The 26,652-nt window shown below is 32.8% G+C and carries 25 protein-coding genes; 18 read left to right on the forward strand and 7 right to left on the reverse strand.

Annotation, left to right across the window (positions count from 1 at the left end; genetic code table 11):
- The first annotated feature begins 4 nt into the window (after positions 1–4).
- The 4 genes from AB3G34_RS16630 (at position 5) to queA (ending at position 4,904) form a co-directional block, all read left to right on the forward strand.
- The gene (locus AB3G34_RS16630; RefSeq protein ID WP_369753067.1) at positions 5–1,993 is read left to right on the forward strand and encodes a hypothetical protein; all 1,989 of its coding nucleotides are present in this window, start codon (positions 5–7) and stop codon (positions 1,991–1,993) included.
- Between the two features lies 1 nt (position 1,994).
- Entirely contained in the window at positions 1,995–2,321 is a 327-nt protein-coding gene (locus AB3G34_RS16635) for a nucleotide pyrophosphohydrolase (protein WP_367756977.1), read from the forward strand.
- A gap of 110 nt (positions 2,322–2,431) precedes the next feature.
- Positions 2,432–3,649 (forward strand): 3-phosphoshikimate 1-carboxyvinyltransferase, encoded by a 1,218-nt coding sequence (aroA, locus tag AB3G34_RS16640; RefSeq protein ID WP_369753068.1) that lies wholly within the window; start codon positions 2,432–2,434, stop codon positions 3,647–3,649.
- A gap of 205 nt (positions 3,650–3,854) precedes the next feature.
- On the forward strand, positions 3,855–4,904 hold the full coding sequence (gene queA, locus AB3G34_RS16645) for a tRNA preQ1(34) S-adenosylmethionine ribosyltransferase-isomerase QueA (protein WP_367756981.1): 1,050 nt from the start codon (positions 3,855–3,857) through the stop codon (positions 4,902–4,904).
- A gap of 202 nt (positions 4,905–5,106) precedes the next feature.
- Here queA and AB3G34_RS16650 read toward each other — a convergent pair whose 3' ends face one another.
- Positions 5,107–5,841, reverse strand: a complete 735-nt coding sequence (locus AB3G34_RS16650; RefSeq protein WP_369753069.1) for an SIMPL domain-containing protein — start codon at positions 5,839–5,841, stop codon at positions 5,107–5,109.
- 167 nt (positions 5,842–6,008) lie between these two features.
- Here AB3G34_RS16650 and kynU point away from each other — a divergent pair, with 167 nt between their 5' ends.
- Both kynU and AB3G34_RS16660 read left to right on the forward strand, forming a co-directional pair.
- Positions 6,009–7,283, forward strand: a complete 1,275-nt coding sequence (gene kynU, locus AB3G34_RS16655) for a kynureninase (protein ID WP_367773385.1) — start codon at positions 6,009–6,011, stop codon at positions 7,281–7,283.
- A 105-nt stretch (positions 7,284–7,388) separates the two neighbouring features.
- Entirely contained in the window at positions 7,389–7,805 is a 417-nt protein-coding gene (locus tag AB3G34_RS16660; RefSeq protein WP_367773388.1) for a YMGG-like glycine zipper-containing protein, read from the forward strand.
- A gap of 72 nt (positions 7,806–7,877) precedes the next feature.
- Here AB3G34_RS16660 and AB3G34_RS16665 read toward each other — a convergent pair whose 3' ends face one another.
- Positions 7,878–8,516, reverse strand: a complete 639-nt coding sequence (locus AB3G34_RS16665) for a flavin reductase family protein (protein WP_367773390.1) — start codon at positions 8,514–8,516, stop codon at positions 7,878–7,880.
- 158 nt (positions 8,517–8,674) lie between these two features.
- Between AB3G34_RS16665 and AB3G34_RS16670 the strand changes: the two genes are divergently transcribed.
- Positions 8,675–11,065: a penicillin acylase family protein gene (locus tag AB3G34_RS16670; RefSeq protein ID WP_369753070.1), complete on the forward strand. Its 2,391-nt coding sequence runs from the start codon at positions 8,675–8,677 to the stop codon at positions 11,063–11,065.
- A gap of 60 nt (positions 11,066–11,125) precedes the next feature.
- Entirely contained in the window at positions 11,126–12,463 is a 1,338-nt protein-coding gene (locus AB3G34_RS16675; RefSeq protein ID WP_367756993.1) for an FAD-dependent oxidoreductase, read from the forward strand.
- Between the two features lie 71 nt (positions 12,464–12,534).
- On the opposite strand, the gene AB3G34_RS16680 is transcribed toward AB3G34_RS16675, so the two are convergent.
- Positions 12,535–12,897, reverse strand: coding sequence for a cupin domain-containing protein (locus AB3G34_RS16680; RefSeq protein WP_367756995.1), 363 nt, complete (start codon positions 12,895–12,897; stop codon positions 12,535–12,537).
- A gap of 93 nt (positions 12,898–12,990) precedes the next feature.
- Entirely contained in the window at positions 12,991–14,523 is a 1,533-nt protein-coding gene (locus AB3G34_RS16685; RefSeq protein WP_369753071.1) for a helicase HerA-like domain-containing protein, read from the reverse strand.
- Between the two features lie 374 nt (positions 14,524–14,897).
- Between AB3G34_RS16685 and AB3G34_RS16690 the strand changes: the two genes are divergently transcribed.
- The 8 genes from AB3G34_RS16690 to AB3G34_RS16725 all read left to right on the forward strand — a co-directional run bounded on the left by AB3G34_RS16690 (position 14,898) and on the right by AB3G34_RS16725 (position 21,882).
- Positions 14,898–15,716, forward strand: coding sequence for a MotA/TolQ/ExbB proton channel family protein (locus tag AB3G34_RS16690; protein WP_367756999.1), 819 nt, complete (start codon positions 14,898–14,900; stop codon positions 15,714–15,716).
- 42 nt (positions 15,717–15,758) lie between these two features.
- Positions 15,759–16,370, forward strand: a complete 612-nt coding sequence (locus tag AB3G34_RS16695) for an ExbD/TolR family protein (RefSeq protein WP_367757001.1) — start codon at positions 15,759–15,761, stop codon at positions 16,368–16,370.
- Positions 16,371–16,389: 19 nt separating this feature from the next.
- A complete protein-coding gene (locus tag AB3G34_RS16700) occupies positions 16,390–16,962 on the forward strand; it encodes an ExbD/TolR family protein (RefSeq protein WP_367773400.1) in 573 nt (190 codons plus the stop codon).
- Between the two features lie 40 nt (positions 16,963–17,002).
- On the forward strand, positions 17,003–17,800 hold the full coding sequence (locus tag AB3G34_RS16705) for an energy transducer TonB (protein WP_367757005.1): 798 nt from the start codon (positions 17,003–17,005) through the stop codon (positions 17,798–17,800).
- A gap of 231 nt (positions 17,801–18,031) precedes the next feature.
- Entirely contained in the window at positions 18,032–18,946 is a 915-nt protein-coding gene (locus AB3G34_RS16710) for a PstS family phosphate ABC transporter substrate-binding protein (RefSeq protein ID WP_369753072.1), read from the forward strand.
- A 43-nt stretch (positions 18,947–18,989) separates the two neighbouring features.
- Positions 18,990–20,657 carry a tetratricopeptide repeat protein gene (locus tag AB3G34_RS16715; RefSeq protein ID WP_367757009.1) on the forward strand — a complete coding sequence of 556 codons (1,668 nt, stop codon included), beginning with the start codon at positions 18,990–18,992 and terminating at the stop codon, positions 20,655–20,657.
- Between the two features lie 169 nt (positions 20,658–20,826).
- Entirely contained in the window at positions 20,827–21,459 is a 633-nt protein-coding gene (locus tag AB3G34_RS16720; protein ID WP_367773404.1) for a 7-carboxy-7-deazaguanine synthase QueE, read from the forward strand.
- 15 nt (positions 21,460–21,474) lie between these two features.
- Positions 21,475–21,882, forward strand: coding sequence for a DUF2059 domain-containing protein (locus AB3G34_RS16725; protein WP_367757013.1), 408 nt, complete (start codon positions 21,475–21,477; stop codon positions 21,880–21,882).
- 58 nt (positions 21,883–21,940) lie between these two features.
- On the opposite strand, the gene AB3G34_RS16730 is transcribed toward AB3G34_RS16725, so the two are convergent.
- The gene (locus AB3G34_RS16730) at positions 21,941–22,486 is read right to left on the reverse strand and encodes a YfiT family bacillithiol transferase (protein WP_369753073.1); all 546 of its coding nucleotides are present in this window, start codon (positions 22,484–22,486) and stop codon (positions 21,941–21,943) included.
- Between the two features lie 26 nt (positions 22,487–22,512).
- On the reverse strand, positions 22,513–23,217 hold the full coding sequence (locus AB3G34_RS16735; protein WP_369753074.1) for a class I SAM-dependent methyltransferase: 705 nt from the start codon (positions 23,215–23,217) through the stop codon (positions 22,513–22,515).
- 73 nt (positions 23,218–23,290) lie between these two features.
- Between AB3G34_RS16735 and AB3G34_RS16740 the strand changes: the two genes are divergently transcribed.
- Entirely contained in the window at positions 23,291–23,785 is a 495-nt protein-coding gene (locus AB3G34_RS16740) for a YkgJ family cysteine cluster protein (RefSeq protein ID WP_367773410.1), read from the forward strand.
- A gap of 21 nt (positions 23,786–23,806) precedes the next feature.
- Here AB3G34_RS16740 and AB3G34_RS16745 read toward each other — a convergent pair whose 3' ends face one another.
- Positions 23,807–25,066 (reverse strand): exo-beta-N-acetylmuramidase NamZ domain-containing protein, encoded by a 1,260-nt coding sequence (locus AB3G34_RS16745; protein ID WP_369753075.1) that lies wholly within the window; start codon positions 25,064–25,066, stop codon positions 23,807–23,809.
- 86 nt (positions 25,067–25,152) lie between these two features.
- On the opposite strand from AB3G34_RS16745, the gene AB3G34_RS16750 reads away from it, so the two are divergent.
- A complete protein-coding gene (locus tag AB3G34_RS16750) occupies positions 25,153–26,388 on the forward strand; it encodes an ABC transporter permease (protein WP_369753076.1) in 1,236 nt (411 codons plus the stop codon).
- The last annotated feature ends 264 nt before the right edge of the window (positions 26,389–26,652 follow it).

Raw genomic sequence — 26,652 nt, forward strand, 5'->3', positions numbered from 1 at the left:
ACAGATGTCTTTAAAAAAAATAGTGTTTATTTTTTTATTTATTTTTTCTTTTTCGAAAAGTGACGCCCAGAATTTTGAATACGGTAAGGCCTCTCAAGAGGAATTGCAACAGAAAGTGCATCCACTAGATTCAACAGCAGCTGCCGCAATTATATTTAAGAAAGGTAGGACGTTTTATACTTATAGAAGAAATAATGGATTTATCTTAAATCATGAATATACTTTTAGAATAAAAATTTATAAGAAAGAGGGTTTAAGCTGGGCTACTTTTCAAGTTCCCTATTATGTAGGGTATGAAAAATACAATGATGATGTAGTTAAATTTTCAAATTGTGCAACTTATAATCTGGAAAATGACATTGTAGTTAAAACAAAGCTTAAAGGAGAAGGGGTTTTTAAGAATGAGATAAATAAGAATTGGGCTGAGGCATCAATTTTGTTGCCAAATGTAAAGGTAGGCTCAGTGATAGAGATCAAATATTTGCTTAAATCAGAAAATTTAGTAAAATTTCCTGTTTATAATTTTCAATATGATATTCCGGTAAATTACGCGGAATACGATACGGAAATCCCAGAATATTTTGTATACAAGCCAATTCTTACAGGATATACAACAATAAAATCAGAGGCTAAATATGCGCAAGGAAGTCAAAATTTTGAAGATGAGCATGGACAATCGGGAGGTTTTCGTTATAGCCAAATAAACAGCAAGTATAGTGTTGAAAATATGCCTGCATTGAAAGAAGAGGCTTTTGTTGACAATATTATAAACTATAAAACAGCGTTGTATCATGAGTTGGAAAGTACTCGTTTTCCTAATGAAAAAGTAAAGGACTATTCGATGACTTGGGAAGGAGTGACAAAAACCATTTTTAAAGATAATGATTTTGGAAAGCAACTGGAGGAGCGAGATTTTTTAATGCAAGACATTAAATTGATTCTTAAAGATGTTGAGGAAAAGAATAAACTAAATGTGATTTTTGAATTTGTAAAAAACAAAATGAATTGGAATAACGAATATGGTTATTTTACTAATAAAGGAGTGAAAAAAGCCTATTTGGAAAAAACGGGTAATTGTGCCGAAATCAATTTCATTTTAATAGACATGCTTAAATTAGCAGGAATAAAAGCAAATCCTGTTTTAATAAGCACGGTAGATCACGGAGTTCCTGTTTATCCGAACCGAACAGTTTATAATTATGTAGTTGCTGCAGTTGAAAGGGAGGGAAAACAAGTTTTATTAGACGCTACTCAAAAATACACCACCCAAAATATTTTACCTCTAAATGCTTTAAATTGGAACGGGCGACTGATTAGAGCAGACGGTACGTCGGAAGAAATTATTTTGGCACCCACTTTTCAATCGAATATCAATTATACCGCTTTAGCAAATATTGATTCCCAAGGAAAAATTTCAGGAAAATTAAGAATTCAAAAAACAAATTATGAGGCATATAGTTTTAGAGAAAAAAACAATGCTATCAACACCGATACCTATCTTGAAAAATTAGAAAATGAATTGGGTGGAGCACGCATTACTGATTACAAAATAGAAAATAGAGAAACAGATTTAATGAATCCTATTACTGAAACATTTACTTTTGTGTCCAACAATCATTATGAAAGAATAGGAGGAAAGTTGTTTATTAATCCGTTATTGTTTTTTGCTTATCAAAAGAATCCTTTTGTTATGGAAAAAAGGCAAATGCCAATCTATTTTGGATTTCCAAAACAAATGCGGTACAATTTGACCTTGGAAATTCCAGAAGGATATGAAGTCGAATCATTACCAACAGCTATAAAATTAACTACTGAGGATAATACGGCCGTTTTTAGTATTCTTTCGGCTAGTTCAGGAGATAAAATTCAAATTTCTATAATTAGGGAAATTAATAAAAGTGTTATTTCTCCAAGTTACTATAACACGATAAAAGATTTTTTTCAAAAAATGATTGTTGCACAAAACGAAAAAATTGTTTTAAAAAAAATATAAAATGGACTTGAAAAATTCGCAATTAGACGTAGACAACTGGATCAAAGAACATGGAGTTCGTTATTTTAATGAACTGACTAATATGGCACAATTAACCGAAGAGGTTGGAGAAGTAGCTCGTATTATTGCCCGTCGTTACGGAGAACAATCAGAAAAAGAAAGCGATAAAAATAAAGACTTAGGTGAAGAATTAGCCGATGTCGTTTTTGTAGTTTTATGTTTGGCTAACCAAACAGGAATTGATTTACAAGCGGCTTTCGATAAGAAAATGGATTTGAAATCGGTTCGTGATAAGGATCGTCATAAAAACAACGATAAACTTAAATAATGTGATTTATAAATTATGAATTATAATTGAGGAGTAGTAAATTGCGCCCGAAAGTTTTTGAGTTCAAAGCTACAGCCACAACTCATAATTCATAACTCATAATTAAAACCATGAATTTACTGTTACAAACTACCCACTCTAATTTACAAGCGCAAATTGCTGTTACCGGATCAAAAAGTGAAACCAATAGACTTTTGTTATTGAAAGCACTTTTTCCTAATATAACATTAGCAAATACATCCAACTCTGACGATAGTGAGGTGATGGAGAAAGCATTGAAAGGAAAGGAAGAAATTGTAGACATTCATCATGCAGGAACAGCAATGCGTTTTCTTACTGCTTTCTTTGCAGTAAACGAAGGACGTGAAGTGGTGTTGACTGGTTCACAACGTATGACAGAGCGTCCTATAAAAGTGTTGGTGGAAGCATTGGAACAATTAGGAGCAAAAATCACTTACGAAAAAGAAGTAGGATATCCACCTATTCGAATCAAAGGACAAAAAATTACCGCTTCAAAAGTAAATATTCCAGCTAACGTAAGTAGCCAATACATTTCGGCTTTAATGTTGGTTGCACCAAAATTAGAAAACGGAATCGAAATAAATTTAGTTGGTGAGATCACCTCAGTTCCTTATATCAAAATGACTTTGGCTTTGCTAAATGATTTAGACGTAAAAACAAGTTTTGAAGGAAATGTAATTAAAGTTTTTCCAAAAGCAACAGTAGAGCCAAAAGTAATGACAGTTGAATCCGATTGGAGTTCAGCTTCGTACTTTTTTAGTTTGGTGGCCTTGGCCGATACGGCTTCAATATCATTGAGTAGTTACAAGGAAAATAGTTTACAAGGAGATTCCGCTTTGGTTGAAATCTATAAACAAATGGGTGTTATATCTCTATTCGAAAATAATATGTTAACCCTAACAAAAGACACCACCTTTAAACCGGAGACTTTAAACTTAGAGTTAAACAACACACCCGATATTGCACAAACTATCGTGGTTACTTGTCTAGGACTAGGAATTGGTTGTCATTTAACTGGACTGCATACCTTGAAAATTAAAGAAACAGATAGACTGGAAGCGCTACGCATTGAGTTGACAAAACTAGGTGCTACTATTTCGGTGACGAATGATAGTTTGACATTAATCTCATCTACAAATATCTATCATAATATTAAAATCGCCACTTATAATGACCATAGAATGGCAATGGCATTTGCACCATTAGCATTAAAAGTGCCAATAATAATTGAAAATGCCGAAGTAGTTTCTAAATCCTACCCTGATTTCTGGGAAGATATGAAAAAACTAGATTTTATTATTTCCTAAGTTTTTCAATATTTATCAATGTTTATGGCATCTAACCCTTTATGGTTTTAAACTGTAATGTGGTTTGCTTAAAATAAACAGCAAAACACTTGACAACGCCTATCTCACAGTCGTATATTTGCATCCGCTTAGTTATTTGATTTTCAATTAACTTTTTGTCACCCTATGCTCGGTCCTAGGGTTCAACTTAAACAAAAAAATAAAGATGAAATTATCACATTTTCAATTTGATTTACCAAAAGAACTTCTTGCAGAATTTCCCGCAGAGAATAGAGACGAGGCTCGTCTAATGGTTATTGATCGTAAAAAACAAACAATCGAACATAAAATGTTTAAAGACGTTATCGATTATTTTGATGATGGTGATGTTTTGATTTTGAATAATACTAAAGTTTTTCCAGCACGTTTGTACGGAAATAAAGAAAAAACGGGTGCTAGAATTGAAGTTTTCTTATTAAGAGAACTAAATGCAGAACAACGTTTATGGGATGTTTTAGTAGATCCAGCTCGTAAAATCAGAATCGGAAATAAATTATATTTTGGTGATGATGACTCATTAGTTGCTGAAGTAATTGACAATACTACTTCTCGTGGTAGAACATTGCGTTTTCTTTACGATGGTTCTTACGAAGAATTCAGAAAAAAATTAACGGAACTTGGAGAAACTCCAATCCCAAAATACATTTCTAGAGACGTAACTCCTGAAGATGCGGAACGTTACCAAACTATATACGCTAAAGAAGAAGGAGCTGTTGCAGCACCTACTGCAGGATTGCACTTCTCTAAGCATTTATTGAAAAAATTAGAAATTAAAGGAATTAAATTTGCTGAGGTGACACTTCACGTAGGTTTAGGAACTTTTAATCCAGTTGAGGTAGAAGATTTATCTAAACATAAAATGGATTCTGAGGAATTAAAAATTACTCAAGAAGCGTGTGATATTGTAAATGATGCTAAAGCTAAGAAAAAACGTATTTGTACTGTAGGTACTACTTCTATGCGTGCAGTTGAAAGCTCAGTTTCTTCACATGGAACGCTAAATCCTTTTGATGGTTGGACAAATAAATTCGTTTTTCCTCCTCATGATTTTAGTTTAGCAACGTGTATGATTACTAATTTCCATACACCAAAATCTACTTTATTAATGATGGTTTCTGCATTTTGCGGACACGATTTAATGAAAAAAGCATATGAAGAAGCAATCAAAGAAAAATATAAATTCTATTCTTACGGTGATGCCATGTTGATCATCTAATAAGAAATAAAGGTTAATTCACTAAATCTCGTCAGCAATGGCGAGATTTTTTTTTTTTGGGCGTGCCCCAAGGGTCGGGCTATTCGCTACACTCTTATTTAGTATTTCGCTATCGCTCCATAATAAATAAGGATTTTCACTTCACACGAGCGATAGCGAACTGGCGAAGCAATCCCTCACGCAACAATGCATTTAGAATGAATTAGTCTACTTGATACACTAGTTTTACAGTAATGGTCGCGGTTTTGTTTTTGGAACTCGTATTAAAGGAGCCCCCATAAGAAAAATCTTCTGATGAATTTTGGCCAATAATTTGAAAAACACCCATATCTGATTTTTTTAAATTTCCAAGACTGGCATCTGCATTTTCGGCAATGCTCTTTGCTCTTGTACTAGCGTCTTTCGTTGCTTCAGCAATCATCTTGATTTTTAATTCCGCAAGTTTTGTATAATAATATTCGGGAGCACTAGAGTAAAATTCAACTCCGGAATTAATTAACTCAGTAGATTGTCTTGATATTTCTTCAATTTTATTCACATCCTTAGATTGGATATTTACACTTTGAGTTAAAGTAAAACCAGTAAAAATCTGTTGTCTGGTCGTGCCATTTTCATTATAAGTAGTTTCAAAATCTTTGTTGAAATTCACTGCCGAAAACACCATTTCAGTAGTTTGGATGCCCTTTCCTGTAAGATATGTTTTTATTTTTTCTCTATCATTATCAAGACTGGCGTAAGCGTCTTTCAACGTACTGCTTTTTTTAGAAAAAGAACCATTCCAAACAATTAAATCAGACACAAAATCTTTTTTACCTAGTCCTGTAACACTAATAATATCATTATTTTTATTTCGATTCTGAAAAGCATTCGAAAATAAGTAGGCAGAAATCACCATTGCAATGGATAGAATAAGGACGTTCAAATTATTTTTAAGCATATTTTTATTTTTAGGCGCTATCAAATATAGTTAAATATTGAACTGGTTTATAAATATTTATAGAAGCTTTTGTGTTTTGGTAATTAGTTATAGGAATATATTAAGAGGGTCCATTTTGTAGCAGAATAAATAAAACCTAATTTTACGACACAAATAAGATACATACCATGACTTTCGAAAATACTAAAGAATTTGCACGAAAATTAGATGCGCAAGATGCCTTAAATAAATACAGAGAAGAGTTTATTTTTCCAAAAGTAAACGGAAAAAATGTAATTTATTTCACTGGGAACTCTTTAGGACTACAACCCAAAAGTGCTAAGGCCTATGTTGATGAAGTTATGGACGATTGGGCAAATCTAGCTGTCGAAGGGCATTTTTATGCAGAGAAACCGTGGTGGGATTATCAAGAACGTTTTGCTGAACCATTAAGCAAAATTGTGGGAGCTTTGCCATCTGAAGTAACGGTTATGAATACGTTGACCGTAAATCTTCATTTATTGATGGTTTCTTTTTACCGCCCTACAAAAACCAGATATAAAATCATTTGTGAAGAAAAAGCTTTTCCTTCAGATCAATATATGTTTCAATCTCAAGTTCATTTTCACGGGTATAAACCAGAGGAAGCTATAGTCGAAATAAAACGTCGAGAAGGAGAACACAATATTCGCATTGAAGATGTATTAGCCAAAATTGATGAAGTAGGAGAGGAGCTGGCTTTGGTTTTAATAGGAGGAGTAAATTATTATACGGGGCAAGTTTTTGACATGAAAACAATAACGGCTGCAGGTCACAAAGTAGGTGCAACTGTAGGTTGGGATTTGGCTCATGCAGCTGGGAATATTAAACTGGAATTACATGATTGGAATGTGGACTTTGCTGCTTGGTGCAGTTATAAATATATGAATTCAGGACCAGGAAATGCATCGGGTTGTTTTGTGCATGAAAAACACCATAACAATCCAGATTTACCAAGATTTGCAGGTTGGTGGGGACATAATAAGGAAAGACGTTTTAAAATGGAACCTGTTTTTGATCCTGTTCACGGTGCAGATGGTTGGCAAATAAGTAATTTGCCAGTCCTTTCTTTGGCTCCTTATTTAGCTTCTGTCGAAATGTTTGATGAAATAGGGATGGACGCTTTAATTGAGAAAAGAGATAGAATAACTTCTTATTTGGAATTTATTCTACATGAAATAGATAAAGAAGTAGATAGTACTTTCGAAATTATTACTCCAATAAACGTATCTGAAAGAGGATGTCAATTGTCAGTTCTTCTTCATGGTGAAGGACGCACATTGTTTGATTATCTAATGAAAAATGGGGTAATTACGGATTGGAGAGAGCCCAATGTAATTCGTCTAGCGCCGGTTCCTTTGTATTGTTCCTTTGAGGACATGTACAATTTTGGGCAAATTTTGAAAGCTGGAATTCTAAGATAGATTTAGAGTTCTGATAATTTTATAAATTTTGCTCGGAATTATATAAGTTATTATAGGTGGTTAAACCGTTTCTTTGTAATGTATTAATAAATAAAATTAAAAATCATGAAAGCTTTATACATACTAGTATTATCAGTTGTGCTATTTTCTTGTAAAAATCAAGTAAAAATGGATGCTCAAGCAACTAAGGAAGAAACAATCGATTCAATGAAAGTAGCAATAGAGAAACAAAAAGTGATTGATTCGATGCAAGTTGAAATGGCTAAAGTAGAATCTCAAAAAGAAGTTGTTGTCGTAAATCAGCCAGCAACATCTAGTTCTACAACTTCCACTACCACGACTACCACTCAGAAGAAAGGGTGGAGTAGTACTGCCAAAGGCGCTGTTATTGGAGCGGGTGTAGGTGCTGCAACTGGAGCTATTATTAGTAAGAAAAAAGTTCAGGGAGCTATAATTGGTGGTATTGCTGGTGCTGGTGTAGGTGCAGGTACTGGAGCGATTATAGATGGAAGTAAAAAATAAATAAAGTTGTTTATAAAAAAAGTGGTTTAGGTCATATGATATAAACCACTTTTTTGTGCTGTTTTTTTAAATCTATTTTAAAAATGATTGAGTAGGTGTGTCTTTTCTAGCATATTGGAATCGGTCAATTAATTTGGGTAAGCAATATCCATCTAAGCCATTTAGCGCTACAACATTTCCTTTGTCGATTTGTAACCATCCATCATCATGTCTCAAGTTTTCTTCAAAAAATAAATCCTCAATGGATGCAATGACATGTATAGTGTCATTTTCTTTAATATAATATTCATTTACATATTTGCAATACAATTGAATGGGACTTCCTTTTGCAAAGGGTACTTTTATATTATCCTTGTATTCTTCTTCCAAATTAGTCTTTTCAAATTCTGAAACTCCAGTGTCATAATTGGCAGATGTATGATGCGCATCAGCAATCATCGATTCGGTCACGTGATTTACAGTAAAATAGCCAGTCTCTTTAATGTTTTTATAAGTATCTCTTGGAACTGTTGTAGGTCGAACGATGAATCCAATCAAGGCAGGGTCACTGCCTAGATGAGTAACACTACTAAAAATAGCAATATTTGATTTTCCATAGATAGATTTTGTTGCAATTAAATTAGCCGATTTATATCCAGTACACGAATTAATTAAATTCAATCGTTCTACTCGTCCCATTTTAGATAGATCTAATATTGATAATTGTTTCATTTTAAGTTTTTACACAAAGATACTTTTTGTTTATTGTTTTCTATAATAAATTAAACAAATTAATTATGTTTTTGTGTTTGCTTCCTCTTTATTGAGATAAAATTTCATCTCGTTTAATAGTGAAATCGTTTATATTTGTCAGTATAATTTCTGTAAATATGAAAATAGTCAAAAAAACGTTGCTCTTTGTTGTGTCATTAGTAGTTATTCTTTCCATTGCGATACTTGCCTATGGAATCTATCTAAGGCCAAAATATGATGGAAAAATAGAATTAAAAAATATTCAGAAAGAAACGACCGTCTATTTTGATGACTTTGGCGTACCTCATATTTATGCTTCAAATTCTAAGGATGCGATGGTTGCCCTAGGTTATGTGCATGCTCAAGATAGATTATGGCAAATGGAATTAATGCGACGCATAGCTCCTGGACGCTTGTCTGAGATTTTCGGAAAAGTAGCCTTAAAGAATGATAAATTTTTTGCAGGGCTCGGTATAGAAGAAGCTTCGGAAAAGGCGATTGCTAATTTAGATAAAAATAGCCCAAGTTATCAATTGACTATGGCCTACCTTGATGGAATCAATCAATATCTTGAAGAAGGAAAGACCCCAATTGAGTTTCAGTTGGTGGGAGTTAAAAAGGAAAAGTTTACAATAAAAGACGTTTATAATATTTTTGGCTATATGTCTTTTAGTTTTGCGATGGCTCAAAAAACGGATCCTTTGATGACTGATATCAAGAATAAATATGGAATGAATTATTTGAAAGACTTTGGTCTAGACGATTCGTTTAACACCGTAAAAATTAAAAATGCAAAAGAAAAGCCAGAGGAATATACCGCTATTTCTAAATCTATTACAGCATTATTAGATCAATCTCCTATTCCTCCTTTTATAGGAAGTAACAGTTGGGTTATTGGCGGAAAGAAGACCAAAAGTGGCAAAGTTATTTTTGCAAATGATCCGCATATTGGATTCTCACAACCAGGAACTTGGTATGAAGCGCATATTGTAACGCCAGAATTTGAATTGTATGGATGTTATCTTGCTGGAACCCCATATCCCTTATTGGGACATAATAGAGATTATACATATGGCTTAACTATGTTTGAAAATGATGATATCGATTTGTATCAAGAAGAAAATAATCCTACCGATGGAAATAAATATAAAACACCAGAAGGGTTTTCGGATTATAAAACTAGAAAAAAAACAATAAAAGTTAAAGACAGCGCAGATGTTGTTTTGAATGTAAAAGTGACTAGACATGGTCCTGTCATGAATGATTTAATTGATGGTCTAGATGTTAAAAAGCCAGTGGCAATGTCGTGGATTTATACACAACAGCCTATTCATATTCTCGATGCCGTATACATGCTTTCTCATGCTAAAAGTAAAGCCGAATTTCAAAAAGGGGTATCGCTAATTGCTGCCCCAGGATTAAATGTAATGTATGGTGATGCAAAAGGGAATGTAGCTTGGTGGGCAACGGGGAAATTATACAAGCACAATCAGGGAGTCGACACTCATTTTATTTTAGATGGTGCTTCAGGTAAAGACGATATAACAGATTATTTAGATTTCTCCAAAAATCCATCAGCAGAAAATCCAGACTGGAATTACGTTTATTCGGCCAATAATCAACCAGAAGCTATAGATGGTTTTTTGTATCCAGGATATTATCTCCCTGAAGATCGAGCCAAAAGAATAACCCATTTATTGGATCCTAAATCCGATTGGGACAAAGAAGCAGTGAGTAAAATGATAACTGATAATACTTCTTCAGTTGCTCCTGAAGTTGTGAGTAACCTAATAGCAAATCTTGACCTAAAATCCCTTTCTAATAATGAGCAAGCTGCGGTTACAGTTTTGAAAACTTGGAAAGGAACGAGTAATTTGAATGATGTTGCACCTACAATTTACAATAAATGGATTTATTTGTATCTAAAAAATACTTTTGAAGACGAACTTGGAGCTACTGGTTTCAAGCAGTTTTTGTCGACACACGTAATGAAACAAATGATTGCGAAGCAGCTTCTCAATGCTACTTCACCATGGTGGGATAACATTTCGACTAAAAACAAAATGGAAAGTAGGGAAGAAATCATATCAAATTCTTTTAAAGAAGCTGTTGCTACTTTAGAGAAACAGCTAGGGAATTCAGTTGCTGATTGGACCTGGAATAAAGTACATGTTGTAGAATATGAGCATCCTTTGGGTAAAATAGCCGCTTTAAGAAAAATATTTAATGTAGGTCCATTTGAAGTTTCAGGTTCAAACGAGGTGATCAACAATCAAATGTTTGATTATTCAAATGAAGAAAAATATACAATTAAGGGAGGTCCGTCAACAAGAAGAATTGTCGATTTTTCGGATATAGAAAATAGTTGGAGTATTTTACCTACAGGTCAGTCTGGAAATCCATTAAGCTCTCATTATAGTGACCAAGCCGAGATGTATAATCAAGGAAAATTCAGGAAAATGAAATTAAATAAAGAGGAAATTGTTAAAACTTCAACAAAATTAATTTTTATGCCAAGTAAAAACTGAGTTTTTTAAACTCCTTAAAATAATAAATCAGTAATTTTGCCTAACTTTTTATAAAAAATAATGCAAACTCCAAAAAGAATAGCAGTAGTCGGATCCGGCTTAGTCGGATCTTTATTAGCTATCTACTTACGTAAAGCAGGTCATATTGTTCATATTTATGATAGAAGTCCTGATATTAGACAAATACAATTTTCTGGACGTTCTATAAATTTAGCGATGTCTAATCGAGGTTGGAAAGCCTTAGATGGAGTTGGTGTCGGTCAAGCAGTACGAGAGATTGCAATCCCAATGGATAAGCGTGCTATTCATTTAGTTGATAAACTTAATTTTCAAAATTACGGACAAGAAGGAGAAGCTATTTATTCTATTTCGAGAGGAATTTTGAATAGAAAGATGATTGATCTTGCTGAAGAGGCTGGCGCAGTGTTTTTCTTTGATCAAAAAATTTGGGATGTAACTTTGAAAGAAGCTACGTTACATATTGGAGAAACGGAAAGAGGAATTTGGGAAGAAAAAAAATACGATATGGTTTTTGGTGCCGATGGTGCTTTTTCAAGAATTCGTCATCGCATGCAACGTCAAAGTATGTTTAATTACTCACAAGAGTTTTTAAATATGGGGTATAAAGAATTAAATATTCCTGCAAATTCCGATGGGACTCATAAATTAGATAAGAATTCATTTCATATTTGGCCTCGTGGGGAGTATATGTTAATTGCTTTGCCTAATCTTGACGGGAGCTTTACGTGTACTTTGTTTATGCCTTTTGAGGGCGAAAACTCTTTTGATTCTTTAAAAGAACAAAAAGATGTGGAATTCTTTTTTGAGAAAAACTTCCCAGATTCAATTGAAGTAATTCCAAAGTTGGCTGAAGATTTTTTCAAGAATCCAACAAGTACGTTGGTAACTATGAAATGTTTTCCTTGGACGTATCAAGATAAAGTGGCTTTGATAGGAGACGCTTGCCATGCAATTGTTCCTTTTTATGGACAAGGCATGAATGCAGGTTTTGAAGATATTTCAGTGTTGTATGAAATGATTGAAAAATATGGAGATGATTGGGAGACTATTTTTTCTGAATACCAAGATTCTCGTAAACCGAATGCAGACGCTATCGCAGAACTTTCATATAGAAATTTCATGGAAATGAGTTCTAAAACGGCTGATGATAATTTTCTTTTGCAAAAGAAAATAGAAAAATTATTTTCAGATAAGCATCCTGACAAATGGATTCCTTTATATAGTAGAGTTACTTTTAGTGACCGTCCATACACGGAGGCATTAGCTATTGGGGATTTACAAAATGAAATTATGCAAAAAGTGTTGAAAACCGAGAATATTGAAAAAATCTGGGATAGTAAACTAATTGAAGACAAAATATTAGAATTACTTAAGTAAAGTTTCAAAAACAGAATAGACTGTAAATTAAAATTCCTGCTTATTTTTATAAATATAAGCAGGAATTTTTTTCATTCTTCTCGATGTACTTTGGTAAAGTCAAATGCAGGTTTGCAAATGGCAATGTACTCACATTCTTCCTCAAATGGATTGGAATACAGGACACGGGTGTTTTTTTCTATATGAATAGATTGACCAACTGCTAGGATTACAGTTTCGTTGTCAATAATAAATTGTTTTTTTCCTCTTATTATATAGGTGTATTCGTCAAATTCAGGAGTTTGAAATGGTTCGCTCCATTTAGGAGGGGCAATCATATGAGCAATGGATAGCTCTTGATAGCTCGTGGAAGCTAGGCCATGATGTTCTTCAATTAATTTTCCGTCAGTTGTTGGGACTACAAATGGAGCGTTTTGAATGAAATATTTTTTCATCCCGTGTTTTATAAAAAAAACCCTTTCCAATTTTTAAAATGAGAAAGGGTTGTTGATTAATTGTAAAATTTTATTTTATAATCAAATCCAGTTTTATTTCTTCATAATTTTCGAAAGAACGCCGAAAAAACCTCTAATGAAAGTGGCGCTAGTTAGGACTTTTAAAACCGACTTACCTACTACTTCAGTAGTGCTAGGTCCAGATTTAGTTTTTGTTTCTACCGTTTTTTGTTCTTCTTTTTCTTTCTCTTGTTCTACAGCTATTTTTTCTGCTGCTAAAATTTTGTCGTTAAGTATTTCGTAAGCACTTTCGCGATCAATAAGCTCACTATATTTTTTAACTAGTTTTGATTTGCTGTTGATTTCCTGAATTTCACTTTCAGTAAGGACGTCCATTCTACTCATTGGGGCTCTAAGCATTGTTGCTACTAGTGGAGTAGGGATTCCTTTTTCGTTCAATGCAGTTACAAGTGCTTCTCCAATTCCCAAACTAGTTAAAACTTCACTTGTGTTGTAGTAATCAGAACTAGGGTAGTTATCAGCAGTTTGTTTTATGGATTGCCTGTCTTTTGCTGTAAAAGCTCTTAAAGCATGTTGTATTTTTAGACCTAGTTGTGCTAATATACCACTTGGAACATCCATTGGATTTTGAGTTATGAAATAAATTCCAATACCTTTTGAACGAATCAATTTTACAATAGTTTCTATTTGTTCTAATAAGGCCTTACTGGCTTCATTAAAAATTAAATGAGCTTCATCAATGAAAATAACCAACTCTGGTCTGTCAGAATCTCCTTTTTCTGGCATCTGTTGGTATATTTCAGCAAGTAAACTCAACATGAAAGTAGAGAATAATTTAGGTTTGTCTTGAATATCTGTTAACCGAAGGATGTTGACATATCCTTTTCCGTTTTCGTCAATTCGCATAAGATCATCAATTTCAAATGATTTTTCACCAAAAAATAGTTCTGCGCCTTGCTGTTCAAGTTCAATTATTTTTCTAAGAATGATTCCAGTAGTGGAGGTTGAAATCTTTCCGTAGCTTTTTGTAATTTCTTCTTTTCCTTCTTCGGTGATATAGTTAATTACCTTTTTAATGTCTTTAAGGTCTAATAAAGGCATTTTGTTATCATCACAGTATTTAAAAATAACGGATACAACTCCTGACTGCGTGTCATTTAAATCTAGTATTCTTGAAAATAATACAGGCCCAAATTCGGAAACGGTTGCTCTTAGTCGCACCCCATTTTGTTCTGATAGCGTAAGCAGCTCAACTGGGAATTTGGATATCTGGTAAGGAATTCCTATTTTAGCATGACGCTCTGTGATAAATGATTTTTCTTCACCCTCTTTAGCAATTCCGCTAAAGTCTCCTTTAATGTCCATCATTAAGATTGGAACACCAAAAGAAGAAAGCTGTTCGGATAAAACTTGAATAGTTTTAGTTTTTCCTGTTCCTGTAGCTCCAGCGATTAAGCCATGTCTATTCAGAGTTTTTAGTGGGATTTTTACATAACTATTAGCTAAAGCTTGTCCGTCAAGTATAGCGCCACCAAGGATAATGCTCTCGCCTTTAGAGGTATACCCTTCGTTTATATGTTTTGTAAAGTTATCTGTATTATTCATAATGTTATCTGAAATTAATTATCTGCAATATATTATTATTATTTGAAATTTAATAATTTAAGTGTTTACTGTAATATTATTACTTTTTTGTTGCTAATAATTAAAAAAAGCATTTTTAATCGATTTCAATATTTTGTTGGGTTTTTCTTTGTTTTTGTCACAAAATAATATGTATTTTTTTTTAAAATACCGATTTCGTGGAATCATATTGATAAAAAGGCAAAGAAAAAAATGGGCTAAGTTAATTTTGTTTAAAATTAATTCGAATAAAATTAAAAAAAGTTTTTTTATTTGAACTAAACATATAAATTTGCGGGACTACAAGTTTATTATAACTAAAAATAAATTATTTAAAACTATTAAAATTAAAAAAAATGGCAAACGTTAAAAAAGAAAGCAGTTCAAACGGAGGAGGAATGGTTTCGGGTATCATTATTGTATTATGTGTTTTTGTTGGTGTTTTGATCTGGAAATTTATCATGGGATCTCCAACAAATTTTGAAGGTGGAAACCCAGAAACTGGTCACCCAATAAATACTTTAGGTCAAGTTTACAAAGGAGGATTTATAGTACCAGTATTGTTAGGAATGTTATTAATGGTTATCGTATTTTCAATTGAAAGATTTTTCGTGATTTCTAAAGCTGCTGGAAAAGGTAACTTAGATGCTTTTATGAAAAAAGTACAAGGAAGTATCAAAGAAGGTCATATTGATGACGCTATTGCTTCTTGTGACAAACAACAAGGTTCTGTTGCAAATGCAATTAAATCTGCTTTGGTAAAATACCAAGATGTTAAAAAAGAAGGATTCAACAGCGAAGAAGCTTCTGAAACTATCCATAAAGAAATCGAAGAGGTTACTTCACTTGAAATGCCAATGTTAGAGAAAAATATGACTATTATTTCATCTTTAGTTTCTTTAGGAACACTTGGTGGATTATTAGGAACTGTATCAGGGATGATTAAAGCGTTTGGTGCATTAGCTTCTGCTGGTACTCCGGATCAAGCTGCTCTTGCAACAGGTATCTCTGAAGCACTTATTAATACTGCAACAGGTATCTCTACTTCTATCTTAGCTATTGTTGCTTACAACTTCTTTACTGCGAAAATTGATGATTTAACTTATTCTATTGATGAGGCAGGTACTACAATTGTAAATACTTACAGAAGATTCAGAGGAAGTTTGAAACAATAATAATTTTTGATATAATTGATATCAGAATAAAAAATAAAAAGAATGGCTAAAATAAAAATGAAAAAAAAGTCAACATCGACTGATATGACTGCCATGTGTGATGTTGCGTTCCTTTTGCTTACGTTCTTTATTTTGACAGCTACTGCTAAAATTCCTGAAGCGTTACCAGTTGATACACCTTCATCTACTGTTCAGACTAAAATACCTGAAACTGATTTGGCTACGTTGACTGTTGGTAAAGGAAAAGTGTTTTTTGACCTAAAAGGAAGAGAAGTTCGTGTTAGAACTTTGGAATTAATGGGTGAAAAATACAATGTTACTTTTACAGATGAAGATAAAAAAATGTTTTCTTTAATGGAAGGTTTTGGTGTGCCAATTACTAACTTGAAGCAAATCATTGAAATGAAGTCAGCAGATAGAAGTAAAGCGGGTCAGCCTGGTGTGCCTATGGATTCTCTTGATAATCAATTGAAAGATTGGATTTACAATGCACGTATAGCAAATATAGAGGTGAATGACAAAGAGTTGCAAATTGCTATAAAAGGCGATGCAAAAGAAGAGTATCCAGCTATTAGAAAAGTAATGGATATTTGTCAAGATCAAAAAATCAATAGCTTTAGTTTAGTTACTGGTTTGAGAACAGAAGATTTTTAATTAAAAAAAAGACACTAAAATGGCTGAATTAAATACCGACGGCGGTGGAGGCGGAAAAGGTGGCAAAGTAAGAAGTAAAAAACAAAACTCAAAAGTAGATTTAACTGCTATGGTGGATTTGGCTTTCTTATTAATCACATTCTTTATGCTTACCACTACGTTGTCTAAACCTCAATCGATGAGTTTGGGGTTGCCAGATAAAGATGAAGATCCTACTAAAAATAAAGATATCAAAGTGGATGAAAATCGTACGATGACTCTTTTGTTAGGAGCAGATAATAAACTTATAAGATATGTTGGTTTATTAGCTACACCTGTTGAAGGTGGCGCTCCTAAAGATTTTTCTTATGGTAAAGATGGTATCCGTAAGGAACTAATTGCTAGAAACAGAATGGTATTAGAATATTCTGCTGCTAAGGGGAAACCTAAAGATGGTATTATTGTAATTATCAAACCGAGTAAAAAATCAACCTATAAAAATGTTGTTGATATACTTGATGAAATGGCAATTGTTAAAGTAGGGGATAATGGTTCGTATGCTATTGTTAATGATTTTACGCCTGAAGAAACAAAATTGTTAGAAGGAAAATAAGAGCAATCTTGTTTTCTTAATAACCTAATAATTAAGAAAGATGAAATTAGATATATTAAAAAACCAATGGGTTGATATCGTATTCGAAGGACGTAATAAAACTTACGGTGCTTATGAATTAAGAAAGTCAAATACAAAAACTACTACTAGAGCACTTATCCTTGGTGCGATATTTTTTAGTTTAGCTGTAGCTGCTCCTCTTATCATAGACTTAATCCCTAAAGGTGATGACTCAGAAATGGATAGAGATGTAAAAATCACTACTATAAAGTTACCACCTAAGAAAAAAGAAGAGCCTAAATTGAATGTTCCACCACCTCCACCACCACCACCGAAAGTGGACCAAGTGAAGTTTGTGAAACCAGTTGTTGCTAAAGCAGAAGAAGTGACAGAAGAGCCACCAAAAATTGCTGAAATTAAAGACAAAAAGATTGGTGCTGAAACAGTAAAAGGGGATCCAGATGCAGTTTTGACTGTAGCGCCAGTAGGTCCTGGGCCAACTAAAATTGTTGAAGAAGATAACCAAATTTACAACACTGCAGGTATTGAGGTTAAACCGGAATTTCCGGGGGGTATGGATAAATTTTACACTTACGTTGGTAAAAATTATCGTGCACCTGAAGAAGAAGGTCTTAAAGGAAAAGTGTATGTTACTTTTGTAGTAGAAAAAGATGGTTCATTAACTGATATCAAAGTATTAAGAGATATAGGTTACGGAACAGGAAAAGAAGCTATCAGAGTTTTACAAAAATGTCCGAGATGGAATCCAGGTGTTCAAAATGGAAAACCGGTTAGAGTATTATACTCTTTGCCGATTACTATTCAAACAGCGGATTAATGTTGGATAAAATATATAGAAATATTCAGAAGAAATCGCTAAAAGAGCGATTTCTTCTCGTTATAGGGATTTTGTTTTTTCTTCTTTATTTCATCTTAGGATTATTTATTATATTTATGAAGAATTTTCCAATTGTGATGCCAATGAATTATAGAATTGCATTTGGAGCTCTTCTAATAGTATATGCCTTTATAAGGTTTGTGCGAATAATTAATGATAATAAAGATTAAAATGAAAAAGACAGCTAAACTTTCAAGTATTTTTGTTTGTTTGTTTTTATTGGCTTTTTTAGGTTGTAAACAATCTGAAAATTCTAATAAGAATAAAGAAACTATCCTAAAAGGTTCTACTTCTATTCTTGTTGATGAGACTTTAAAACCGATCATTGAGGAACAAATTGAAGTATTTCAAAGTGAATATAATGCTAAAATTACCTTGATTGCAAAATCTGAAAATGAGGTTATAAAATCTTTTTTAAAAGATAGTACAAGAATTGTAGTGTTAGCTCGAACCTTAAATAAAGAGGAAGAGAAATATTTTGAATCTGTTAAAATTAAACCTAAAACAACTATTATTGGAACAGATGCAATTGCATTTGTTTCAAATAAAAGCAATAATGACACTTTAATTGCGTTGCAAGATGTAGTTTCTTTTATGCAAGGTAAATCTCAACAAAAAATCAAAGGGTTGGTTTTCGATAATCTTAATTCTAGTACCCTTCGTTATTTGAAAGAAGTTGCAGGTTTAAATGTAAATCCTTCAAAGGGAATTTATTCTTTTAAAACGAATGAAGAAGTTTTGAAGTACGTTTCTGAAAATGAAGGAATGTTAGGTGTAGTTGGTTTAAATTGGTTGTATCGACCTACATCAACTGTTAGTGAGTATTTACAAAAACTTAATGTTTTAAGTGTAAAAGGGCTCAATGAGAAGACATATGTTTCGCCTACTCAAAATAATTTGGCGGAAGGGACTTATCCTTTGGCACGTGATTTGTATATAATAAATTGTCAGGGATACTCTGGATTAGGAATGGGCTTTGCTTCATTTATGGCGGGAGATATTGGGCAACGTATAATTTTAAAGTCTGGGTTATTACCATTTCGTACTCCTGGAAGAAAAATTATAATTACAACTAAATCAAAATAAAGGAAAAATGAAAATGTATATGAATAAATCAAATAAAGTTAAAATGAACAAATTTAAAATTTTAAGTGTTGCCTTTCTGGCTTCAGTTACGGTAAGTCATGCTCAAGATATTGATCAAGCAAAGAAAGAAATTGATGCCGAAAAATATCAAAACGCGAAAACAACTTTAAAATCTATAATTAAATCGGATCCTTCTGAAGGTGAAGCTTTCTTTCTTTTAGGGAATGTTTATCTTTATCAAAACGTTGCTGACTCTGCTAAGATTACATATCAAAACGGATTAGCGGCTAAAGATCATGCTCATTTAAATAATATTGGTCTTGGTCAGATTGATCTTGATAATGGTAATGTAGTTGCTGCAAAAACTAAATTTGCTGCTGCTATTAACGAAAAAAGGAAAAAAGATTTTGCAGAATATGTTTATGTTGCAAGAGCATACATGAATTCGGAAAAACCAGATTATAAAGCGGCACTTGCTACTTTAGAATTAGCGAAAGAAAAGAGTGGTCAAGAACCACAAGTTCTTTTAGCTTTTGGAGATGCATATTATGGAGATAAAAATCAAAATGCAGCTTATTCAGCGTACCGTAATGCTTTTCAAGCTGACAATAGTTTAATTAGAGCAAAAATGCAACTTGGTGTTTTATTAAAAGGGGCTAAGGCTTATACTGAAGCAGTAGCTGCTTATCAAGCTGTTGTAGGTACTAATCCTAATTATGGTCCAGTTTACAGAGAATTAGCTGAAACATATTATTATTGGGGACTTAATGTTCCTGGAAGACAAGAACAATATTTTAAAGAAGCCCTAGGGTATTATGAAAAATACATGGACCTTACTGACTATTCATTAGCTTCTCGTATGCGTCATGCTGATTTCTTGATTCTGACTAAAGATTATAAAGCTTTAGAAGTTGAAGCTAATAAAATGAAAGAATTGGATAAAGTAAATCCTAGAATCTATCGTTATTTAGGATATTCTGCTTATCAAAACGGAAACTATGATTTGGCTATTAAATCATTGGGAGAATTTACTGCTAGTGCTACTAACAGAGTGATTTCACTTGATTATTTATACTTAGGGTTGGCTAATATTAAGAAAGCAATCAGTGCTGATGGTGTTACTGTTGATCAAGCTCTTTTTGAAAAAGGTATAGCAAGTGTAAAAAAAGGTGTTGAGATGGATAATGCTGTAACTAGTGAACTTGGAGAAGTAGGTAAAGGTCTTTACGAGCAAAAATTGTATAAAGAAGCTGCTGCAGTTTTAGAAATTGCAACTTCAAACCCTGCATCAAATGGTTATTTATATGACAATTACTATTTAGGAAATGCAATTTATTTTGACAATACTAAACCAGGAATTGTTAAAGATACTATCGCATTGAAAAAGGCTGATATTGCTTTTGGAAATGTTATTACTGCATCACCTGATACTCAAGATGTTTATCTTTCTCGTGCAAGAACAAATAGTTTATTAGAGAATGATGAAGCAATGATTATGTATTACCAACAGTATATTGATATTGTAACTAAAAAAGGGGAAACTGAATTGGCAAAACCATCAGTGAAATCTAAATTAATTGAATGTTATAACTCAATGGCAGCAGGATATGCTAACTTTGATAAAGTTAAAGCTAAAGAGTTTTTCGGAAAAACTTTAGCTATTGATCCTGAAAATGCATACGCTACTCAATCTTTGAAATTACTGAAATAATTAATTTTAAATAATAATATTTTAAACCCGATAGTTAACGCTATCGGGTTTTTTATTTTGTGTAACGAGCTCTTTAGTTTTTAGTAATTATACTATTTTACAAAACCATTTTCATATTATAAATTAACTCCTTTTCAAATTAGTTATCTTTGCACTTTAAATTACAAAAATGTTATCAAAAGAAATACAATTAGAAGTAAATAAAGGGGCAATGCTTCCGTTAATGGAGGAGTTTTATACCATTCAAGGAGAAGGTTTTCATACGGGTACCGCGGCGTACTTTGTAAGAATAGGTGGTTGTGATGTGGGATGTCACTGGTGTGACGTGAAAGAGAGTTGGAATGCTGAATTGCATCCTCCAACTGCTGTCGATAGGATAGTTGAAAATGCTAGTAAATATGCAGAAACTGTTGTTGTAACTGGTGGAGAGCCTTTAATGTGGGATATGAGTTTACTAACGGAAAAGTTAAAAGAGAATAATCGAAAAGTTCATATTGAAACTTCGGGTGCATATCCTTTGACAGGAACTTGGGACTGGATTTGTCTTTCACCGAAAAAGAATAAGTTGCCAACTCAAACCGTTTATGATAACGCGCATGAATTGAAAGTTATCATATATAATAAACATGATTTCATTTTTGCAGAAGAACAAGCGGAGTTGGTAAATGGTAACGCAATTTTATTTCTTCAGCCTGAATGGAGTAAAAAAGAAGAAATGACTCCCCTTATTGTTGACTATGTGATGAACAATCCAAAATGGAGAGTTTCATTACAAACACATAAATATTTAAATATTCCTTAATATAAACTAATTATTATGAAAAAAGTACTATTTGCTTTAGCTCTATTTTCTATTTTCCAATTGGGTTTTGCCCAACAAGCTGCTTCGAAAGCAGATGTAATGAAATTAATAAACTTGAGTGGTAGTGATGCTTCCATGAAAGTGGCTAAAGAACAAATTCTAAAAATGATACCTACTGACAAACAAGGTGAGTTTTTAAAAGAATTTGATGCGACATTACCAAGTTTATATGATTCTTTGGCTAATATCTATATTGAAATGTATAGTGAAAAAGACATCAAAGAAATGATTGCATTTTATGAAAGCCCTATTGGGAAAAAGATAAACGGAAACATGGGGGATTTTACAAAGAAAATGATGGGTGCCTCAAAAGAATGGGGAGGAAGTTTACAAGGAATTATGATGAAATATATGAAACAATAGTTAGTCGTTTTATAAAGTTAAAAAGCCAAACAATGATTTTCATTGTTTGGCTTTTTTATTAGTTCCAATTATTTCTTTTCTTTAATTCAGTGATATGTGCTAAGTGGTGATTCCCGTGCCAAGCATAAGTGCCTATTATTTCTCGTAATTGAAAACTAGCGCCATGTTCTGGGTGAATAAATGATCTTTCTAAATCTATATTAGATAAATTCTTCATGATAAAAGCCAGTCTAAAATGCAATCCTTCTAATAGTGATAAGGTAGGTTCAATAGGCATTGTTAAACTGTCATCAAGTGCTGACCACAAATCTTCATGGTAATATTTTATCGTCGGGGTATCTTCTGTCAGTGTCCATTTTATTCGTATGTAACAATTCATATGACTTTCGGCACAATGATGAATCACTTGTCTTATAGTCCAACCCTCTTTGCGATAAGGAGTATCAAGTTGTTCTTCTGTTAAATGTTCTACTTCTCTTTTTAGTCTTTCTGGGAATGTTGCTATTTCGGCTATTTTATTTGATATGTATTCACTTGAATATGATTCAGGGGTGACAAATTTTCCAATAGGATACTTTAATTTTTCTAATTCTATTTCTTCCATCAGTTTTTCGTTATAAAATTAATTTATTAAGTAAGTTTTGCTAGATAATCATAATGCTCTCCTTCAAGGATTAATTCGGACTTTAAATTATTGGCGAAAGCGGCATTTTGTAATGTATTATAATCAATATACATCCAGTTAAATGGTTTTTCCTTTTCACCTTTATAAGCAATGTTAAAAATAACTTCTCCATAGTAGTTATTATTCGATGGAATCCATTTTCCTCCATCTTCGTCGTCATCGAACATGTAAATGATATCCGAACTGTCTAATAGAATTTGACCCCCAGGATTCAAAAGGGCTTTGAGTTGTAATAGGAATTTTGGAATATTAGTAAGTTTGCCACACATTCCAGCTCCATTCATTAGTAGTAAAATAGTGTCAAACTTTTCATTTTCTAAGGTCATAACATCCTGCACGCGCGCGTCTTTTATACCACGCAATGAACAAGCTTTAATAGCATTTGGTGAAATGTCAATTGCAGTTACTTCTAAGCCACGTTCGTTTTGTAGGTATAAACTGTGACTTCCTGCTCCACAACCCACGTCAAGAATTTTACCGTTGGCAAGTTGTAGTGCGTGTTGTTCCATTTTTGGCATTTCATTATAGGAACGGAATAAGTAAGCTACACTCATCTCATCTTCTTCGGATATAGTTGTTTCTGTTATTAAATCCTCAGGTGAATTATTTGTTTGATAATCAAGGATGGCTTTGCCAAAAAGGTCTTTCATCTTTTTTGTTTAAAATTTCAGGTTTCAGGTTGCAAGTTTGTTACTTTTGTGTTCCCAACTTTAAAATTTAAACTTGAAACATATTTTAAACAATCTTCCTAAAGAAGCCAAAGATAAGCATATTGAAAACAAAAAGTATTTCGATAAGCTTAAAAAGAAAACGCCTAAAAACTTAGATTATGTAATGCAAGACATTCATGATGCAGAGTTCAAGAAAACGGATTGTTTAAAATGTGCTAATTGTTGCAAAACTACAGGCCCTCTTTTTACTTCGGCAGATATTGAGCGTGTGTCAAAATATCTAAAACAAAAACCACAACAGTTTATTGAGCAATATTTGCGTATTGATGAAGATCAGGATTATGTATTGCAAAGTGTTCCTTGTACTTTTTTAGATACGGATAATACTTGTTTTATCTATGATGTACGTCCTAAAGCTTGCAGAGAATTTCCGCATACAGATAGGAAGAAGTTCCAGCAGATAACGGATTTAACATTAAAGAATGTAACGATTTGTCCTGCGGCATTTAATATTGTGGAAGAAATGAAGAAGAAATTGCCTTTATAAGTTTTGCTTTTTGAAGTCTAATTAGTAAATCAAATATTTTTCTCTCATTTCTTTAAAGTTTAGTAATCCTTCTTTCCAGCTTGCTCTTATTTCTACTTCAGGAATATTATTTTCTATTTGTGCCTGCAGTTTTTTTGTTCCAGCTAATTTGGTGAAAAAGGAATTAAAGAATTTTGATTTATCGTCTGTGTTTTTATAAGCCTTAATTATCCATTTTAATTCTAGTTGGTTTACTTTGGCAATAGCCGATAAATCTTCACCATAACATATTACACCATTGTAAATCGGATTTTGTGCTCCGATATTTGGTTTTGGAATAAAACTAAAATTAGATTTTGGTAGAAATGGGGATCCATAAATTTGGAATTGTTGCACAGTTCCTCTTCCTACGCTTACATTTGTCCCTTCAAAAAGACATAAACTTGCATATAAATTCACCGCTTGATCATTCGGAAGATTTGGAGAAGGTTTTACAGGTAAACTATATGATAAATTGTGATTGTAATTTAAACAAGGAATAACAGTCAATTTGCATTGAACTCTATTTTTCAACCATTTCTCACCATTTATCATTTGGGCATATTCACCAATGGTCATTCCATGCAATAATGGAACAGGGTGCATTCCTACAAAACTGGTGAATTCTTTCTCTAAAATAGGCCCGTCAACTATTCCGCCATTTGGGTTGGGTCTGTCTAGAATAAGAAGTGGAATATTATTTTCTGCACATGCTTCCATAATATAGTGTAAAGAAGAGATGTAAGTGTAAAAACGAGCACCTACATCTTGCAAATCAAAAACCATAATGTCGATACTGGCTAACTGTTCCGTTTTTGGTTTTTTATTATCACCGTAAAGGGAGATAATTGAAAGCCCAGTTTTAGAATCTTTTCCATCCACTATATGTTGACCGGCGTCAGCGGTACCTCGAAATCCATGTTCTGGAGCAAAAATATTTTGCACATCGATATTCTTGGATAGTAAAAAATCTACTAAGTGAATTTTATTAGATAAAATACCTGATTGATTGGTAACGATGCCAACTTTTTTGTTTTTTAACATAGGCAAATAGAGTTCAAAATTATCTGCACCCGTTTTAATGCTTAATAGGTTGTCCGCTTTATTTTGTAATATATCCATTTTTGGATATACTGCAGTTGCAATAGTATCTTGAGTCCAGTCCCAATTTGAAGTTTTCTTTTTATCCATGGCACTAGAGCACGCACATAAAAGAATAAACGGAATGATTGTAAACGATATTTTTTTTAGAAATAAAAGCATATTTACTGAAGTAGAATAAATTAGTGTCAATTAGTGTAATTCGTGTTTTAGCTGTATTTTTGAATCCAAATCAGAAACTCATCAAATTGAATTTAGAATATTTTATTGCCAAAAGACTCATCACTGCTAAAGATTATAAAAGTAGTATATCTGCCCCAATTATAAAAATTGCAATTTCGGCTATCGCAATTGGTATGATTATGATGATTATTTCTGTGGCGACTGGTATTGGATTACAACAAAAAATTCGAGAAAAGATATCAGCCTTCAATGGTCACATTATTATTTCAAATTTTGATAGCAATCAGTCGGAGGTTACTTTAGTCCCCATTTCTAAAAAGCAAGATTTTTATCCAAATTTCACTTCAGTTCCAGGAGTGATTCATATTCAAGCTATCGCTAGTAAAGCAGGAATTATTAGAACAGAAACCGCTTTTGAAGGAATTGTATTCAAAGGGGTAGGTCCGGATTATAAATGGGACAACATAAAGGAGTACCTCGTTGCGGGTAAACTGCCTGATTTTTCTAAGAACCTAAATGAGGATGTTGTTATTTCTCAATTTCTTGCCAATAGACTTCATTTAAAAGTTGGGGATGCTTTTAATACGTTCTTCATGAAAGAAGGTCAGAATAAACTACCCAATATTCGTCGATTTAAAATCACAGGAATTTTTAACTCTGGTTTTCAGGAATTCGATGCTACCTATATAATAGGTGATATTCGCCACATGCAACGCATTAATAAGTGGACTGCGGATCAAGTAGGAGCATTTGAGGTCTTTGTTTCTGACTTTGATAATATAAAAACAGTAGGAGATCAAGTGTATCAACAAACAGGCTCCACTCTTGACACCAAAACAATAATTGAAAAGTACAGCTATATATTTGAATGGTTGCAATTATTTGATTTCAATATCATCGTTATATTAGTAGTCATGATAATTGTAGCAACTATTAATATGGTTGTAGCACTATTGGTGCTTATCCTTGAACGCACGCAAATGATCGGAATCTTAAAAGCACTTGGGGCTAATAATTGGTCGGTTCGCAAAATATTCCTATATAATGCTTCTTATCTTATTCTACGTGGATTGTTTTGGGGGAACTTAATCGGAATCGCAATTTTATTGATTCAGAAGTATTTTGGGATAATCAAACTTAATCCAGAGAATTATTATGTAGACCAAGCTCCCGTTTATCTTAATTTTGGATACATAGCATTATTAAACGTACTTACAATTAGTGTTTGTTTCTTGGTATTATTAATTCCATCCTATATAATAACCAAAATCTCTCCTGTAAAAGCCATTCGTTTCGATTAGAATATAATTTATTATTAAAATAAAGAAATGAATTTGGAGCTTTTTCCTGCTATTCACTACAATCTTATCTGGCGAACACCGCCAGATAAGGATTTTCGTTACTATCAGGGCTAGGGATGTTAGATTAAAAGAGTGCTTTTTGTTTATATATTAGTATATAGTATAGGTAGGTTCTATTTAATAATGATAGAAAATGTATCAGTAATTCCATTTCTATTTAAATCTTCTTTAATTTTTAAAAATAATTAAATTTCAAAAACCACA

It is taken from the genome of Flavobacterium sp. WC2409, assembly GCF_041200085.1.
Lineage (GTDB): Bacteria > Bacteroidota > Bacteroidia > Flavobacteriales > Flavobacteriaceae > Flavobacterium.

Excerpts from the sequence above, each read along its gene's own strand:
- AB3G34_RS16710 (WP_369753072.1), top strand. The coding sequence starts at position 18,032 with ATGAAAAAGACAGCTAAACTTTCAAGTATTTTTGTTTGTTTGTTTTTA.
- kynU (WP_367773385.1), top strand. The coding sequence starts at position 6,009 with ATGACTTTCGAAAATACTAAAGAATTTGCACGAAAATTAGATGCGCAA.
- AB3G34_RS16685 (WP_369753071.1), bottom strand. The coding sequence starts at position 14,523 with ATGAATAATACAGATAACTTTACAAAACATATAAACGAAGGGTATACC.
- AB3G34_RS16745 (WP_369753075.1), bottom strand. The coding sequence starts at position 25,066 with ATGCTTTTATTTCTAAAAAAAATATCGTTTACAATCATTCCGTTTATT.
- AB3G34_RS16635 (WP_367756977.1), top strand. The coding sequence starts at position 1,995 with ATGGACTTGAAAAATTCGCAATTAGACGTAGACAACTGGATCAAAGAA.
- AB3G34_RS16680 (WP_367756995.1), bottom strand. The coding sequence starts at position 12,897 with ATGAAAAAATATTTCATTCAAAACGCTCCATTTGTAGTCCCAACAACT.
- AB3G34_RS16720 (WP_367773404.1), top strand. The coding sequence starts at position 20,827 with ATGTTATCAAAAGAAATACAATTAGAAGTAAATAAAGGGGCAATGCTT.
- queA (WP_367756981.1), top strand. The coding sequence starts at position 3,855 with ATGAAATTATCACATTTTCAATTTGATTTACCAAAAGAACTTCTTGCA.
- AB3G34_RS16665 (WP_367773390.1), bottom strand. The coding sequence starts at position 8,516 with ATGAAACAATTATCAATATTAGATCTATCTAAAATGGGACGAGTAGAA.
- AB3G34_RS16725 (WP_367757013.1), top strand. The coding sequence starts at position 21,475 with ATGAAAAAAGTACTATTTGCTTTAGCTCTATTTTCTATTTTCCAATTG.
- AB3G34_RS16650 (WP_369753069.1), bottom strand. The coding sequence starts at position 5,841 with ATGCTTAAAAATAATTTGAACGTCCTTATTCTATCCATTGCAATGGTG.
- AB3G34_RS16700 (WP_367773400.1), top strand. The coding sequence starts at position 16,390 with ATGGCTGAATTAAATACCGACGGCGGTGGAGGCGGAAAAGGTGGCAAA.
- AB3G34_RS16670 (WP_369753070.1), top strand. The coding sequence starts at position 8,675 with ATGAAAATAGTCAAAAAAACGTTGCTCTTTGTTGTGTCATTAGTAGTT.
- AB3G34_RS16695 (WP_367757001.1), top strand. The coding sequence starts at position 15,759 with ATGGCTAAAATAAAAATGAAAAAAAAGTCAACATCGACTGATATGACT.
- AB3G34_RS16705 (WP_367757005.1), top strand. The coding sequence starts at position 17,003 with ATGAAATTAGATATATTAAAAAACCAATGGGTTGATATCGTATTCGAA.
- AB3G34_RS16715 (WP_367757009.1), top strand. The coding sequence starts at position 18,990 with ATGAACAAATTTAAAATTTTAAGTGTTGCCTTTCTGGCTTCAGTTACG.
- aroA (WP_369753068.1), top strand. The coding sequence starts at position 2,432 with ATGAATTTACTGTTACAAACTACCCACTCTAATTTACAAGCGCAAATT.
- AB3G34_RS16735 (WP_369753074.1), bottom strand. The coding sequence starts at position 23,217 with ATGAAAGACCTTTTTGGCAAAGCCATCCTTGATTATCAAACAAATAAT.
- AB3G34_RS16730 (WP_369753073.1), bottom strand. The coding sequence starts at position 22,486 with ATGGAAGAAATAGAATTAGAAAAATTAAAGTATCCTATTGGAAAATTT.
- AB3G34_RS16630 (WP_369753067.1), top strand. The coding sequence starts at position 5 with ATGTCTTTAAAAAAAATAGTGTTTATTTTTTTATTTATTTTTTCTTTT.
- AB3G34_RS16690 (WP_367756999.1), top strand. The coding sequence starts at position 14,898 with ATGGCAAACGTTAAAAAAGAAAGCAGTTCAAACGGAGGAGGAATGGTT.
- AB3G34_RS16660 (WP_367773388.1), top strand. The coding sequence starts at position 7,389 with ATGAAAGCTTTATACATACTAGTATTATCAGTTGTGCTATTTTCTTGT.
- AB3G34_RS16675 (WP_367756993.1), top strand. The coding sequence starts at position 11,126 with ATGCAAACTCCAAAAAGAATAGCAGTAGTCGGATCCGGCTTAGTCGGA.